Genomic DNA, 15,616 nt, shown 5'->3' with positions numbered 1-15,616 from the left:
TGTGGCAGTTTTTTATTATTTTTGCAGCCAATTTGAATAAAACTGCCATTAAGGCACGAAATTTGTTAGAGGGAAAAGAAAACTATTCAAACGAAAATAAAAACCATTAAGATATGAACAACGAAAATAAAAATCCGAACGTGGAAGAAGAATTGAAAAAGCAGTCACAAGAAGCTGCCGAGAATGAACAAACGACTTCCGAAGCATCAGAAGCACAGGAAAATGCCTCTTCAGAAGAAAAGGAACTGACCGCAGAAGAAAAGTTGGGAAAAGAACTGGAAGAAGCTCAGAAAGTCATCGACGAGCAGAAAGACAAATACCTGCGTCTGTCTGCTGAATTCGACAACTTCCGCAAACGTACCTTAAAGGAAAAAGCTGAATTAATCAAAAACGGAGGAGAAAAGGCTATCAATGCTATCCTGCCGATTCTGGACGACTTGGAACGTGCACTGCAGAACATGCAGAAGGCAGAAGACGTGAAAGCCATTTATGAGGGAGTGGAACTGATTTATCAGAAGTTTTTGAAAAACCTGCACCAGGAAGGCTTGGAAAAGATGGAACCTGTGGGCGAAGCATTCGATACTGACTTCCATGAAGCTGTGGCTTTGGTGCCTGCTCCAAGCGAAGAACAGAAAGGCAAAGTACTGGATTGTGTACAGACCGGATATAAACTGAACGAAAAAGTCATCCGCCATGCAAAAGTGGTGGTTGCCCTATAGTCATGGCGAAAAGAGATTATTATGAAGTGCTGGGGGTTGCCAAAACAGCCACGGCAGACGAAATAAAGAAGGCCTACCGAAAGAAGGCCATTCAATATCATCCGGACCGCAACCCGGGTGATAAGGAAGCGGAAGAGAAGTTCAAGGAAGCCGCAGAGGCCTACGAAGTATTGAGCAACCCGGACAAGCGTTCACGCTATGACCAGTTCGGTTTTGCCGGTGTAGACGGTGCAGCCGGAGGTGGAAGTGGATTTGGCGGATTTGGCGGCCAAGGCATGTCTATGGACGATATATTCTCTATGTTCGGCGATATTTTCGGCGGACACGGAGGATTCGGCGGATTCAGCAGCGGATTTGGCGGCGGAGGCCAGTCACGTCAGCGGAAATTCCGTGGTTCGGATTTGCGCGTAAAGGTGAAACTGAACCTGAAGGAAATTTCAACTGGGGTGGAGAAGAAATTCAAGTTGAAAAAATATGTGCAGTGCAGCCACTGCCAGGGTACAGGAGCAGAAGGTGACGGAGGTACAGAAACCTGTCCTACATGTCATGGAACGGGTAGCGTAACCCGTACACAGCAGAGCATTTTCGGCATGATGCAGACACAATCTGTATGTCCGCAGTGCGGCGGTGAAGGTAAGATCATCAAGAACAAGTGTAAGGAATGTAACGGTGAAGGAGTGGTTTACGGTGAAGAAGTGGTAACCGTGAAGATTCCGGCCGGCGTGGCTGAAGGCATGCAGGTGACTATCAACGGAAAAGGTAATGCCGGAAAACACAACGGGGTACCGGGTGACTTGCTGGTATTGATTGAGGAAGAAAAGCATCCGGAACTCATCCGCGACGAAAGCGACTTGATTTACAACCTTCTGTTGAGTGTGCCGACCGCTGCATTAGGAGGTACGGTAGAAATTCCGACCATCGATGGAAAGGCAAAAATCAAGATTGAGCCGGGCACACAGCCAGGTAAAGTGCTTCGCTTGCGCGGCAAAGGTCTGCCAAATATCAACAGCTACGGATACAACACTGGCACAGGTGACTTGCTGGTAAATATCAGCGTCTACATTCCGGAAACATTAACAAAAGAAGAACGTCAGGCACTGGAAAAATGGCAGGAAGCAGAGAACTTCAAGCCCAACACAAGCCTGAAAGAAAAAATCTTCAAGAAATTCAGAAGTTTATTCGATTAAGCAACTGCTTTTCAGATACAAGAAAGGACTGTCTCCCCTACAAGTGGAGTCAGTCCTTTCTGCATTTAAACACGATTCCTGCAAGTCTCCTATTTCGGCCAGAGGCCTTTTCCCAGTACTTCCGAAGAAGTACTCCAGTACTGCATAGAGAGTATTCCAGTACTTTCGTGGAAGTACTACAGTACTCCTTAAAAAGTACTGAAAAGAGAACAGGACATTTCAGATTCTGCTCCGGTCCACATCGTCTTCTTTATCCAAATAAAATTTAAACCAGGACTAAAAAGAGATAACGACCTAAATAGCAGTGACATTTTTTGTATTTTTGGAGTAACAAAAAATGAAGGTTATGAAAAAATATATCTTGCTGCTGACATTGTTCTGTCCGTTACTCGTTTGGGCACAGACAGAAAACCCGAAGTCGCTTCCTTCCGACTCACTTTCCACGACACTGCATGCAGAACAGCTCATGGCTAAGGATACACTTAGTGTACCCCTTCCTGCTCCTGTTCCGCAGCATTACCTCTACTCTCCTTTCGACATGTATGGCATTACTCCGTTCAATTATGGCTATGCCACTTGGGAATTGCACAAAGGATTTAATGCTTCCATTGGTATGAACGTCACATTCAGTCCAAGCAAATATGCTCCTTCCGGAGTGGGTTTTGGTCAGGATGCCGCTTTCTTGTACGCCGTACCGCTGAACAAGCGTTTCAGCGTAGCAGGCGGATTGTATGCCAGCAACTTGAACTGGGGTGGCATCAATTACCGCAATGTGGGAATTACCGGCATTGCTGCGTTTAAGGTCAACGAGCGTATCAGTCTGTATGCCTATGGCAACAAGTCGCTCATGCCGAAACGTTCACCCTATTACTATCCCATACCCAATTTTGCTCCCGACCGGATTGGAGGAATGATTAATTTCAAGTTTAATGAAAGCAGTTCCATCAGCATCGGGGTAGAAGGAATCAAATACCCACAAGGGGCTTACTGGTAAATGAAATCGTAAAAAGATAGGTTATCCTGATAAAAATGATGATATTTGCAGCTGTTTTTTAAAAAGCAGAAATCATGAATTATCAGGAAACACTTACCTACTTATATAATAGCGCCCCTCTGTTTCAGCAGGTGGGCAAAGATGCCTACAAAGAGGGATTGGACAACACGTATGCGCTGGATGACTACTTCCATCATCCTCACCGCAAATTCCATACGATTCACGTGGCAGGAACCAACGGGAAAGGTTCTTGTTCGCATACATTGGCTGCCATTCTACAGGCTGCAGGCTATAAAACCGGACTTTATACTTCTCCTCACTTAGTGGATTTCCGTGAGCGTATCCGCGTAAACGGCATTCCGGTAAGCCAGGAATTTGTCATCAACTTTGTACAAAAGCATCGTGCTTTCTTCGAACCGCTCCACCCTTCTTTCTTTGAACTGACCACCGCCATGGCATTCACTTATTTCGCTGAACAGCAGGTGGATGTTGCCGTTATAGAGGTTGGCCTTGGAGGAAGACTGGACTGCACTAACATCATTCAGCCCGACTTGTGTGTCATTACCAACATTAGTTTCGACCATGTACAGTTTTTAGGCAATACTCTGGAAAAAATTGCTTCAGAAAAGGCAGGCATCATTAAAGAAGGTACTCCGGTTGTAATCGGTGAAACCACCCCCGAAACCCGCCCTGTCTTCCAAGCTAAAGCAACTGCCGTAGGGGCTCCCATTGTATTTGCCGAAGACGAGCACCTGCTCATCCATGCGACCCGCAACGAAGCGATGCATTACGTCTACCAAACTGCTGACTACCCTCAACTGGAAGGTGAACTAGGAGGCTTATGCCAGCTAAAGAACACCAATACCCTACTCTCAGCTATCCGCCAGCTTCGTCATGCAGGGTATAATTTGTCAGAAGAGAATGTGCGTGAAGGCTTCCTTCATGTCTGTGAGCTGACCGGTCTGATGGGACGCTGGCAGAAATTGAGTGAAAAACCGACGATCATCTGCGATACCGGACACAACACGGGTGGTATGCAATACATTACCGAGCAGCTCAGACATCAAACTTATACAACCTTACATATTGTCATCGGTATGGTGAACGATAAAGATGTGAGCGGTGTATTGTCTATGTTGCCTAAAGATGCCCGATATTATTTCACACAAGCCAGCGTGAAAAGAGCTCTTCCCTACCAGCAGATGAAAACACTGGCCGAAACCTTCAGTTTGCACGGAGAAGCCTACCCCCATGTGAAAGAAGCCTTCGAAGCAGCCAAGGAACAGGCACAGCCGGATGATTTTATTTTTGTGGGAGGAAGCAGTTTTATTGTGGCCGATTTACTTTCTTTAAACAATTAAAGAACGTTCTTTCTTCGAAAATGTTTGGGTATATTGAAGAAAATCTTTTTATTTGCACAACAAAATAATGTGTGAACTAAAAGATTTTAATAATATGAACAACACATTTTACAAAGAAAATAATTTAAGCGGCTTAAAAAGAGCAGATTTTCAAAAAATTGTAGACGGCAAAGAGACAGATTTGTTTATTCTTTCTAACCTGCAAGGTGCCGAAGTAGCAATTACAAACTATGGGGGAGCAATCTTAACTGTGATGGTACCGGACAAAAACGGTAAACTGGCCAATGTGGTGCAGGGACATGACAGTATCGACAACGTAATCAACAGTCACGAACCTTTCCTGAGTACATTAATCGGACGCTATGGCAACCGTATTGCCAAAGGCAGTTTCCTGATGGACGGACAAGAACATAATTTGACCATCAATAATGGTCCTAACTCCCTGCATGGAGGTCCGACTGGTTTCCATGCCCGTGTATGGGATGCCAAACAGGAAGATGAACATAGCGTAACGCTGCACTATCTCTCTAAAGATGGGGAAGAAGGTTTCCCAGGTAATTTGGACGTTACAGTCACTTATACGCTGACAGGACAGAACGAACTGGTCATCACTTACGTAGCCAACTGCGACAAAAAGACTATTATCAACCTGACTAATCACGCATTTTTCAGCTTGGCAGGTTTAGATAATCCAACTCCAACCGTAGACAATAACATTGTCACAATCAATGCAGATTTTTATATTCCAATAGACGAAGTATCTATCCCTACAGGAGAAATACTGAAGGTAGAAGGTACTCCGATGGACTTCCGTACGCCGCACACAGTGGGAAGCCGTATCAATGAACCGTTCCAGCAGCTCATCAACGGAGCCGGATACGACCATTGCTACGTGCTGAACAAACGCGAAACGGAAGCTCTGGTATTTGCGGCTAAATGCGTAGAACCGGAAAGCGGACGTTCGCTGGAAGTTTATACGACAGAACCGGGTGTACAAGTATATACAGCCAACTGGCACAATGGTTTCACTGGATACCACGGTGCTACATTCCCGGCAAGAAGTGCCATCTGCTTTGAAGCACAACACTTCCCCGACTCCCCCAACAAAGGACACTTCCCGTCAGTCGTACTGAAACCGGAAGATGCCTACCATCAGGTAACTATCTATAAGTTCGGAGTGGAAAAATAAAAATCTAATTCTTTAATTAACCTATAACAAACTAACACCTTTAAACAACATGTCACAACAACAAAAAAGCTATTTGTTACCCATAGTAATGATGTTCGCATTGTTTGCTATGATTTCTTTCGTAACCGGTTTGCCGGCTCCATTTGGAGTTATCGTACAGAGTGAATTTGGGGCTACCAACCTGGAAGCCACACTCGGATTCGCTGCGAACTTCATTGCATACGCATTTATGGGTATTCCTTCGGGACTTCTTTTACAGAAAATCGGATACAAGAAAACAGCATTGATTGCTATTGCAGTAGGATTCATTGGTGTAGGTATTCAGGCATTGGCCTCTAAAGGCGGATTCTCTGTATATTTGACAGGAGCCTTTATTTCTGGTTTCTCTATGTGTATGCTGAACACAGTAGTAAACCCGATGCTGAACACACTGGGTGGTGGCGGCAAGAAAGGTAACCAGCTTATTCAGACTGGTGGTTCACTGAACTCTTTGTCAGCTACTATCGTTCCGGTATTGGTAGGTTACCTGATGGGAGCCAACGTAGAAGAACGTACTATCGCTAAGGCTTTGCCGGCACTGTACATCGCCATGGCTATCTTCGCCATTGCGTTCCTGGTACTTTTCTTCATGGCTATCCCTGAACCAAGCTTGTCTAAGGCAAACAAGAGCAAAGGCGAACACAGCCCGTTGTCTTTCCGTCACTTCAAGCTGGGAACCATCGCCATCTTCGTTTACGTAGGTATTGAAGTAGGTGTTCCTCACTTTGCAAACTTGTTTATGACTGCACAAGCTCACGAAGGTGGTCTGGGTATTGATCCGGCTATTGCAGGTTCTATCGTAGGAACTTACTGGTTCCTGATGCTTATCGGCCGTCTGATTGGTGCTTCACTTGGTGCTCAGTTCAGTAGTAAAGCCATGTTGACTGTAGCTTCTATTCTCGGATTGATTTTAATTGGTATTGCTTTCGTAACTCCGTTGACCAGCGTAGTCAACATGCCAGTATTCAAAAGCGGAGCAAGCCTGTCATTCGGACTGGAAGCTGTTCCTGTCAGTGTAATGTGTATGGCACTCTGCGGACTCTGTACTTCAATCATGTGGGGTGGTATCTTCAACCTAGCTGTAGAAGGACTGGGTAAATACACAGAAGCTGCTTCCGGAATCTTCATGGTAATGGTTTGCGGTGGTGGATTGCTTCCGCTGTTACAAGGTGGAGTAGCCGACTCAGCAGGTTACCTGAACAGCTTTATCGTTATTGCAGCCGCATTAGCATACTTGTTATTCTATGCGTTAATTGGATGCAAGAATGTAAACAAAGACATTCCGACTGAATAATAAAACACAAGGATGAAGGATGAACTCATTCTTCATCCTTTCTTGTTTATATACCAGAATTTATTAACCTTTAATTTTTATCATTATGGACATAGAATTTGTAAGAAGCCGCTTTATCAAGCATTTCGACGGTACAACAGGCTCAGTATATACTTCTCCGGGACGAATCAACCTGATTGGTGAGCACACTGACTACAACGGAGGTTTTGTATTCCCGGGAGCTGTAGACAAAGGCATGGTGGCTGAAATCAAACCGAACGGAAAAGATAAAGTTTGCGCTTATTCTATCGACTTGAAAGATTACGTAGAATTCGGATTGAACGAAGAAGATGCTCCGAAAGCAAGCTGGGCACGTTATATCTTCGGTGTTTGCCGTGAAATGATCAAACGCGGAGTTGACGTAAAAGGCTTCAATACTGCATTTGCAGGTGATGTGCCTCTGGGTGCAGGTATGTCTTCTTCTGCTGCATTGGAATCTACATACGCATACGCATTGAACGATTTGTTCGGCGACAACAAAATTGATAAATTCGAACTGGCTAAAGTAGGTCAGGCTACAGAACACAATTACTGCGGAGTAAACTGCGGTATCATGGACCAGTTTGCTTCTGTATTCGGCAAAGAAGGTCACCTGATTCGTCTGGACTGCCGTTCACTGGAATACCAGTACTTCCCATTCAGACCGGACGGATACCGCCTGGTATTGGTTGACTCTGTAGTAAAACATGAACTGGCATCTTCTGCATACAACAAACGCCGTCAAAGCTGCGAAGCTGTAGTAACTGCTATCAAGAAGAATCACCCGACTGTAGAATTCCTGAGAGACTGCACAATGGATATGCTGAACGAAGTAAAAGCTGAAGTTTCTGAAGAAGACTACATGCGTGCTGAATACGTAATCGAAGAAATCCAGCGTGTGCTCGACGTATGTGACGCATTGGAAAGAGGCGACTACGAAACAGTGGGACAGAAAATGTATGAAACTCACCATGGTATGAGCAAGCTGTATGAAGTAAGCTGCGAGGAACTCGACTTCCTGAACGATATTGCTTTTGACTGTGGAGTTACTGGTTCACGCGTAATGGGCGGTGGATTCGGTGGATGTACCATCAACTTGGTTAAAAACGAATTGTACGAAACATTCATTTCTACTGCAAAAGAACGCTTCAAAGAAAAATTCGGTCGTAGCCCGAAAGTATACGATGTAGTTATCAGCGACGGTTCACACAAGGTTTGCTAATCTATATCCACTATAACATAAAAAAAGCACGAATTTCAGTTCGTGCTTTTTTTATGATATATACTCAGCAAATCAATCTCCCCGGTAATAATAAAGCAGTGAATGGCGTGCAATAAAATCTGCATTCAATTTCACCAGCATCTTCTCTCCTACTTCAGGCAGTTCTGCATCTGGCAACAAGTTTTTCTCAATGCAATAATGCAGCAAATCCGGTGGACAAAGCATCTCTTCCGTCAACATACGGAATGCATTTCGCGAAGCCTCTTCCTGATTGTAATAAGGATTTTCCGTATCGGCGATGTATTCACACACGTCCTTCGCCAGTAAGAGTCCTTTCTGTTCATCCACCATCAATACAAAGTTCCGGAAACTCTTCATCTGCGGCAAGGTATGATTCTCATCATCCGGCCACTGTAGAATCTCTACCAGGAAGCACTTCAATGAATCATAGCCGTTGAGATAAATAATTTTCCGTCCGCCAGTCCATAGAGTAAAGAGACGATAAATTTCTACATTTTTCTGCAAAACAGTTTCGGGCATTTCCTTTTCCTCCTGATACAGACGAGGAACCGATTTCCAGCACGCCGTCTGTTTACCAGCCAACAACTCAATCCATTCGTGAAGGAATAACGCCAAAGGGCCCGTAGGGATAATAAAACGGTCGTCTGGCGCTACTCGTTCAATGTAAGGCAACATAGAAGGTTCCGTAAGGTAAGTGTGACCGAAAAGCCATGACAATTTCCGGTCAGCCTCTTTTTCATCTGTATATCCGGCAAAATAATCCTTCAGCAACTCATTCTCAGGAGCCACCTCATAGGCTTCCTCCAGTAATGACAGAAAAGCCTGTGCCTGCTTCAAAATTGCAGTATCCAGCGGGTTCACATACCCATGTGAGTAAGGAGCCTTCTGCCATGTATTCCAAATGATAAAACGTATATCCTCCAGGTTCACCTCTCCCTTTATATAATCTTTTCCTGTAGGATAAAATGGAAGACACCTGCCATACAAACGGGTATGAGCAGTAGTAAATCCCTGCCACAATCCCAGTCCAGAGATTATATCTTCCAGATAAGCTGCCACATACAAACTTAAATTCTTGCGAAACATCTCAGGCAATTCCTCCAAATGACAGGCCGTATAAAGTTTGTTGGCCAACTCCACAAAAAACGTATCTGAAGAACAAACTGTCATATACGGATGAATAGCCAGCCAGTCGTTCAAATAAATCACATTCTTTTTCATATATATTCGTTCATTTGAATAATCAGTTTCGAGTAAAAAGCGTCACAAGCAATGAAATCAGTGTCAGGCCGATTCCTACACAGACAACTCCGGTCCAACCCCATGCGTGCCAGAAAGTACCGGCCAGAAAGGTTCCCAGTGAACCGCCCACAAAATAAGTTGTCATAAAGATGGTATTCACCCGGTTGGTTGCCTTGGGAGCCTGCGACAATGCACAGGTTTGGTTGCCAATCTGCACACATTGCATTCCGATATCTATCACAATAATTCCTATGATAAAGCCTAAATAAGAGTCCTGGAAAACAAACATGATTATCCAAGCTGCAATAATGAGCGAACAACCAACAAAAGTAAAAAATCGCACTCCAAACTTATGTACCAGACTCCCAACAAAAGAAGCTGTCAGTGCACCGGCCACTCCACACAGTCCCAGCATGCCGATGATGTTATTTCCTGCATAAAACGGCTCTCCGCTCAACTTAAAAGCCAGGCATGCCCATAACGCCAGAAAACTCCCAAAACAAAGTCCGGCCCGTGCAGAAACCAAACGGATGGTGGAATTGTCCCGATACAGCGTAAAAAGCGATATCATCAGTCCTTTGTACGTGCCTTTGAAATTAAGAGGCATATCCGGCAGAACCCGAACTACCACAAAAATACAAAGCAACATGATGACTGCCGCAATATAATACATCGTACGCCAGCCCCAATATTCGCCTACAAAACCACTGATTACCCGTGAGCCCAGAATTCCCGTCAGCAGACCACTGACCATCATTCCCACGTTGCGTGCCTTATTCTGCGGCAGTGAGAACTGTGCAGCAATCGGAATAAAAATCTGCGGCATAACTGAACAAACTCCTGTCACTAACGAAGCTAGCAGTATATAGGACACATCTACAGACATAGCAATGCTACAAGTTGCTATCGACAACAAGAAAAAATTAATAACAATAATATTCTTTCGCTTGTACAAATCCCCCAAGGGGATGATAAACAACAGTCCCAGTGCATACCCCATCTGGGTGGTCATAGGTATCAGGTTGGCCGTAAACTCAGAGATACCCAAATCCTCACTGATACGATTCAGCAACGGCTGATTATAATACAAATTAGCCACAGAGAGTCCTGATATAATGGCCAACATCCATAATAAAGAAGCCGGAATCCCTTTATTTTCTTCTAACCTTTGTTTCATATGCTATTTCTTACTTTCTTCTCCGCAAAAATACGCAAAAAAACAAAAGGCCATAAATAGTCTGTCACAAAGCAAAATAAAAACAAATTCAGGATTCATACAATAACCTTGTTTAATCCACTTCCTTTCAACTCATAAGTTACAAATATATTACGTACATTTGCTACAATGCAAGTCGCACAAAATCAGCTTCAAATATTCCACAGAGGAAACAAATTCACTTCTATCGAAAAATAAAAGAGTTAATTATTTACAGCCTAGTTTGTTAAATCGTCTACTCACCAATTATCCGCTAAAAAGATTTTTTAACTTTGCAACAGAAAAAGAGGAATAATACAAAAAGATTCAACGAACTTAACTACAAAGAATTAAGCAAACAAAAGTGCTAAAATAGATTTACAATTTATTTAATCAAAAATTTATGGTACATCATTCCAAATTCCTGTATTCCGCATTAGTCGTTTCGGCTATGACTGTCGGCGCAAATGCTCAGGTAACCACTTCTGCTATCAGCGGAAAAGTTTTAGATGAAACCAAAGCCCCGGTTATCGGTGCTACAGTGGTAGCTATCCACGAACCGTCAGGTACTCTCTACGGTGCAGTAACAAACGTAGACGGACGTTACACCATCCAAGGTATGCGTACAGGTGGTCCCTACAAAATTGAAGTTTCATACGTAGGTTACAACAAGACTGCATTTACAGGCATTTCACTCGAACTGGGTAACACACTCAGCCTGAATGCTGAAATGAAACCAAGTTCAGAATTGTTAGATGAAGTCGTAGTAGTAGCCGATGCAAAAGCGAATGCCGGAGCTGCACACAACTTCTCTACACAGAAAATCGAAAATACTCCGACAGTCGACCGTAACGTATACGACATCGTGAAGAACATGCCGATGGCCATGACTTCAAAGAATGGAGGTATCACATTCGCCGGTTCAAACAACCGTTACAACAGTTTCCAGATTGACGGTACGGTAAGTAACGACGTATTCGGTTTGTCTGCATCAGGCACCAACGGGGGACAGACTGGTGCTAACCCGATTTCCATGGATGCCATCCAGGAAATTCAGGTAGTCGTTGCTCCTTTCGACGTACGCCAGAGCGGATTTACCGGAGGTGGTATTAATGCCATTACCAAGCAGGGTACTAACACCACTCATGGTTCGGCTTACACTTACTTCAACAACCACAACATGTATGGTAAATACAGTGCCGTACGCGATTACGAAAAATCTCCGCTCACTCAGCAGTACACTCGTACTTATGGTGGAACATTGGGCGGTGCCATCGTAAAAGACAAATTGTTCTACTTCGTAAGTGCAGAAGCAAAGAAAGAATCTTATCCTTCAAGCATTTATCCGGGATATACAACCTCTTATCTTACCTCTGAACAGGCTAAGCAAATTGCAAATGCATACTACGATATGACAGGCTTCAAAGAAGGATATTCACAACGTAATATTGATAACAAATCATTCGGATTACTGGCTCGTATTGACTGGAACATCAACCAGAACCATAAGCTGGCATTACGCTATCAGCACAACAACTCATACGATGACAACTATGGAGTCGGTTCAACCAGCTACATGTTTGAAAACAGCGGTTACCGCATGAATAACAAAACAAATTCAATCGTAACAGAATTGACTTCTCACCTGGGACAGAATTTGTACAATGAGTTTCGTGCTTCTGCCAGCTTTATCCGCGACCATCGTGATGTAGCTTATCAGGGGCCAACTGTACAGATCAGCAATATTCCAGCACCGGACGGAACAAACATCACTGCCAACATCGGTACGGAATATTCTTCTGGAGCCAATTACTTGGATCAGGACATCTACACTTTTGAAGATAACTTGTCATGGTACCTTGGAAATCATACACTGACCTTTGGTACTCACAATGAAATCTATAAGATGACAAACCTCTTCATCCAGGCTTCTAACGGTTCATGGTATTATAATTCATTGGAAGATTTCATTGCTGACCGCCCTTATAAATACACCTATAAATATACAGATCCAACTCTGACAGGTGGTGATACTAAGTGGGCACCTGCTATGAAGTCTGGTCAGTTCGGATTCTATGCACAAGACAAATGGGATGTCAACAACAACTTCAATCTGACATACGGATTACGTATCGACATTCCTGTCATCTTCAATAATCCGACTACAAACGATGCATTCAACCAATTTGCTGAATCACAGAACTTGAACGCACGTGTAGGTCAGAATCCAAGTGCAAAAGTCTTGTTCTCACCGCGTGTAGGTTTCCGCTGGTACACTAACGATTCACATAATACATTGCTCCGCGGTGGTATCGGTATCTTCACAGGACGTGTACCGTTTGTATGGTTGTCTAATGCATTCAATAACACTGGTATGGAAAGCAAAGGAACCACTATCACTCCAGAAGATGCAGATGGAAACTACACTTACGACGCACCAAAACTGGGAGAATATGCAGACGATCCGCTGGGAGCAGCCAATTCACAAAGCGGTGCTTCTGCAAAACCAGACATTGTAACTGTAGACAAAAACTTCAAATACCCGCAAGTATTCCGTGCCAACTTAGCATTGGAACAGATGTTGCCGGGTGACGTGAAGATGACGTTGGAAGGTATCTACTCAAAGACCATGAACAATGTGTTCTTTGAAAATCTGGCACTGACTCAGAGTGGCAACAAAGTATATGCTGTAGCAGGAAATGAAGCATCTGCAGCTCCTTACTACCAATTCAACTCTGGTAACTATTATAGTATTATCAATCTGAAGAATACGAATAAGGGATACACATATGCTTTATCTGCTTTGTTGGAAAAACGCTTCAACTTCGGTCTAGACTTGTCTGCATCATATACTTTCGGACATGCAAAATCTGTAAACGATGGAACAAGTTCTGTAGCTTATTCTAACTGGAAATACAACTACTCTGTAGACACCAACTCTGGAAATGAACTTGGTTTCTCGAAATTCGATATACCTCACCGTGTAATGGTTCAGGCTTCTTACAACAGTCCGAAATATTGGAACGGCTGGACAAGTACCACTATCTCTGTAATTTACAACGGATTCTCAGGAAGTCGCTACAGCTTAACGATGAATGAAAAATCAGATTACAACGGTGATAAATGGTCTGGAAACTCATTATTATATATCCCGACAGACGAAGAACTCAGCAAGATGAATTTTGTAAACATTACCGATAAACAAGGAAATGTTACAATGAGTGCAGAGGAAAGTCGTGAAGCATTCAAACAATGGATTGAAAACGATAGCTATGCCAAAAACCATAGAGGTCAATATGCTGAACGTAACTCAAACCTGAGCGATTGGGAGCATGAAATCGATTTGCACTTGGCACAAACTATCTACAACGTGCAAGGAGTTGGGAAACTAGAATTTACATTCGATATCATCAACTTCGCTAATATGTTGAACAAGAAATGGGGAGCAAGCTATAGTTCAGCTTATAACTTATCACCGCTGACTATGACAGGACTTTCTACCGATGCAGATGGCAATAAAATCGCATCTTTCTCTTACAACAAAGCTGAAATCCAGAAGAGCGACATCAGCTCACGCTGGCACTGCCAGGTGGGTGTAAGACTGACTTTCTAATGAAAGACTAACCTTTACATAAAAAGGTGTATTGCCCACGAAAGAACGGCAATACACCTTTCTTTTTATCACCCTCAAACAAGAACCATGTTTATGAAAAAACTTATCTCGCTGTGTATGATGTGGTGCATCTGCCTCTCTATCTGGGCAGGAAAGCACTACACCGTCATTGTATCCCTCGACGGATTCCGCTGGGACTACCCGCGGATGTACAACACGCCGTTTTTTGACCGTATGGCTCGTGAAGGCGTAAAGGCCACCATGATTCCATCATTCCCTTCGAAAACTTTCCCAAACCACTATACCATTGCTACGGGACTGGTGCCCGACCACCACGGTATCGTAGCCAATACGTTCTGGGACCCGCAGCGCCAGGAGCTTTACAAGATGAACAACCTGAAAACCCGCAACGATGCGTCTTATTATGGCGGAGAACCTATCTGGATTACCGCACAGAAGCAGGGTATCAAGACGGGAAACATCTACTGGGTAGGCTCCGACATTGCCGTAAAAGGACAGCACCCCACCTACTATCACGTGTACGACCAGAAACCCCGGCTCACCCAGACGGAGCGTGTGGCAGAGGCACTGAGAATGCTGAAACTGCCGGAAGAAGAACGCCCCCAGCTGGTTATGATTTATTTCGAGGATTCAGATACCTACGGACACACTTATAGCCCGCACAGCAAGGAAACACGCCGCTGCGTGGAAGAGCTGGATGCCCTCATGAAATACTTATGGGAAGGACTTCAAAGCTTGCCTTTCGGAAAGGACATCAACCTGATTGTAACGTCCGACCACGGAATGGCGACTGTCAGCGCAGACCGCTTTGTACCTATCAAACACCTGCTGAACGAAAAATGGTACACCCTGATTGACGGTAACCTGCCGGCTCAGATTTATACGAAGCCAGAATACCGCGACTCTGTGTACCAGGCACTACAGGGACTGAATCACGTACGGGTATGGAAGAAAGAAGAGATTCCTGCCTACTTGAACTATGGAAGCAATCCGCGTGTGGGTGACATCATCGTACTGCCTGATTTAGGCTGGCTGGTGGAAGAAGGTAACAAGACACTTCCGGGAGCCCATGGATTCGACCCGACTTACGATGATATGCAGGTGATGTTCCGGGCGTGGGGACCGGATTTCAAGAAGGGATACGAGGCGCCGAAGTTCCGGAATGTATCAATTTATTCCTTGCTGGCCCGCCTGCTCCACATCACTCCAGAGAAAACGGACGGAAGTCTGGAGGAAGTTGAAAACATGCTGGTTCAGTGATGCTTACAGAACCATCTCAAAATGCAAGTGCATTTCAAATAAAACACAAGTGCGTTTGAGCCAAAACACCTTTGCGTTTCAAGTAAAACGCAAGGACGTTTAAATCGAGTAGGAGGAAAACGAAGTAGTTTTCTTCCTACTTTCGTTTTCCGACCTCTCACACCACCACGCATGCGGTTCCGCACGTGGCGGTTCTTTATTTGGGATACCATTTGAGATACTCGTCATAGAGGGTTGGATA

The 15,616-nt window shown here is 44.2% G+C and carries 11 protein-coding genes; 9 read left to right on the top strand and 2 right to left on the bottom strand.

The genetic code is table 11. The features are described 5' to 3' along the window. The first annotated feature begins 113 nt into the window (after nucleotides 1-113). The 7 genes from grpE (at nucleotide 114) to galK (ending at nucleotide 8,023) form a co-directional block, all read left to right on the top strand. A complete protein-coding gene (gene grpE / locus ACMJ0U_RS04605; protein ID WP_417128472.1) occupies nucleotides 114-719 on the top strand; it encodes a nucleotide exchange factor GrpE in 606 nt (201 codons plus the stop codon). 2 nt (nucleotides 720-721) lie between these two features. Beyond that, on the top strand, nucleotides 722-1,906 hold the full coding sequence (dnaJ, locus tag ACMJ0U_RS04600; RefSeq protein ID WP_417128471.1) for a molecular chaperone DnaJ: 1,185 nt from the start codon (nucleotides 722-724) through the stop codon (nucleotides 1,904-1,906). Between the two features lie 346 nt (nucleotides 1,907-2,252). Beyond that, nucleotides 2,253-2,900, top strand: a complete 648-nt coding sequence (locus ACMJ0U_RS04595) for a hypothetical protein (RefSeq protein ID WP_417128469.1) — start codon at nucleotides 2,253-2,255, stop codon at nucleotides 2,898-2,900. A 74-nt stretch (nucleotides 2,901-2,974) separates the two neighbouring features. Continuing rightward, nucleotides 2,975-4,261 (top strand): bifunctional folylpolyglutamate synthase/dihydrofolate synthase, encoded by a 1,287-nt coding sequence (locus ACMJ0U_RS04590; protein WP_417128467.1) that lies wholly within the window; start codon nucleotides 2,975-2,977, stop codon nucleotides 4,259-4,261. A 94-nt stretch (nucleotides 4,262-4,355) separates the two neighbouring features. Further along, nucleotides 4,356-5,450 (top strand): aldose epimerase family protein, encoded by a 1,095-nt coding sequence (locus ACMJ0U_RS04585; RefSeq protein ID WP_417128466.1) that lies wholly within the window; start codon nucleotides 4,356-4,358, stop codon nucleotides 5,448-5,450. A gap of 49 nt (nucleotides 5,451-5,499) precedes the next feature. Beyond that, complete coding sequence (locus tag ACMJ0U_RS04580; RefSeq protein WP_304251681.1) at nucleotides 5,500-6,783, top strand: MFS transporter; 1,284 nt, start codon at nucleotides 5,500-5,502, stop codon at nucleotides 6,781-6,783. Between the two features lie 85 nt (nucleotides 6,784-6,868). Beyond that, nucleotides 6,869-8,023, top strand: coding sequence for a galactokinase (gene galK, locus ACMJ0U_RS04575; RefSeq protein WP_417128465.1), 1,155 nt, complete (start codon nucleotides 6,869-6,871; stop codon nucleotides 8,021-8,023). 72 nt (nucleotides 8,024-8,095) lie between these two features. On the opposite strand, the gene ACMJ0U_RS04570 is transcribed toward galK, so the two are convergent. Both ACMJ0U_RS04570 and ACMJ0U_RS04565 read right to left on the bottom strand, forming a co-directional pair. Then, on the bottom strand, nucleotides 8,096-9,265 hold the full coding sequence (locus ACMJ0U_RS04570) for a DUF3843 family protein (RefSeq protein WP_417128464.1): 1,170 nt from the start codon (nucleotides 9,263-9,265) through the stop codon (nucleotides 8,096-8,098). Nucleotides 9,266-9,287: 22 nt separating this feature from the next. Then, nucleotides 9,288-10,463, bottom strand: a complete 1,176-nt coding sequence (locus ACMJ0U_RS04565; RefSeq protein ID WP_417128462.1) for an MFS transporter — start codon at nucleotides 10,461-10,463, stop codon at nucleotides 9,288-9,290. Between the two features lie 421 nt (nucleotides 10,464-10,884). On the opposite strand from ACMJ0U_RS04565, the gene ACMJ0U_RS04560 reads away from it, so the two are divergent. Continuing rightward, nucleotides 10,885-14,094 (top strand): TonB-dependent receptor, encoded by a 3,210-nt coding sequence (locus ACMJ0U_RS04560; protein WP_417128461.1) that lies wholly within the window; start codon nucleotides 10,885-10,887, stop codon nucleotides 14,092-14,094. Nucleotides 14,095-14,187: 93 nt separating this feature from the next. Beyond that, the gene (locus ACMJ0U_RS04555; protein WP_417128460.1) at nucleotides 14,188-15,375 is read left to right on the top strand and encodes an ectonucleotide pyrophosphatase/phosphodiesterase; all 1,188 of its coding nucleotides are present in this window, start codon (nucleotides 14,188-14,190) and stop codon (nucleotides 15,373-15,375) included. Nucleotides 15,376-15,616: the final 241 nt, after the last annotated feature.

The organism is Phocaeicola sp., assembly GCF_048170425.1.
Taxonomy (GTDB): Bacteria; Bacteroidota; Bacteroidia; order Bacteroidales; family Bacteroidaceae; genus Phocaeicola.
Note: the sequence above shows the minus strand (reverse complement) of the source record. Positions and strands in the feature narration are given on the sequence as shown.